Source organism: Streptomyces sp. MZ04, assembly GCF_004684775.1.
In the GTDB taxonomy this organism is placed as follows: domain Bacteria; phylum Actinomycetota; class Actinomycetes; order Streptomycetales; family Streptomycetaceae; genus Streptomyces.
In genome coordinates, this window is the sequence record NZ_SRIC01000622.1 from 1 (window position 1) to 614 (window position 614).

Annotated in this window: 1 protein-coding gene; it reads left to right on the plus strand. The window is 67.1% G+C overall.

Features of this window, described 5'->3' with window-relative positions; all coding sequences use genetic code 11:
- Window positions 1-208: 208 nt before the first annotated feature.
- Window positions 209-589 carry a hypothetical protein gene (locus E2651_RS43540; RefSeq protein ID WP_135336768.1) on the plus strand — a complete coding sequence of 127 codons (381 nt, stop codon included), beginning with the start codon at window positions 209-211 and terminating at the stop codon, window positions 587-589.
- The last annotated feature ends 25 nt before the right edge of the window (window positions 590-614 follow it).

Sequence of the window (614 nt, forward strand, 5' to 3'; positions counted from 1 at the left end):
ACCCGAAGACGTACCGCGACTACCGCCTCCGCAAGGAACGCCAGGAGCGCTGGGACCGCAGGTACCGCAGGACGCATCCGGGCTCGGGCCGCTGACCCTGCCTGATTCACCTATCAGTGTCTATCTGCGTCACACCGCGCTTACCTGCGCAAACAGTGGGGATTGAGGTCATGCACACCGCATCGACCACCCCCCGGGAGCCACCCGTATGCGCTTCAGCACCGCCGTCGTCACCGCCGCTTTCACCGCCCTCTTCACCACAGTCACACCCTCGGCCGTCGCGGACCCGCCCACGTCACGAGCCGCCACCCCACCGGGCCAGGTCTGCTTCTGGACCAAGCCCGGAATGATGGGCCAGGCCTGGTGCTACGGCCCGCCGGGCTACGCGGAGGCCGAGAACGGCACACAGCGCAACGCCTACTCCTTCGAGTCCCGCGTCAACGGCACTGTCTACGCCATCAGTTACGGCTCTGGAGCGGGCTGCGTCTATCGCGAGATCCGCACGGACGACTACGACGAGGACTGGACGGCCTGGGCCACCAAACTCGACGGCGTGAGCCACGAAAAACTGGGCTGTGAGCCGGGCTGACCCACCCATGCGCACCAGGCACCCC

Excerpts from the sequence above, each read along its gene's own strand:
- E2651_RS43540 (WP_135336768.1), top strand. The coding sequence starts at position 209 with ATGCGCTTCAGCACCGCCGTCGTCACCGCCGCTTTCACCGCCCTCTTC.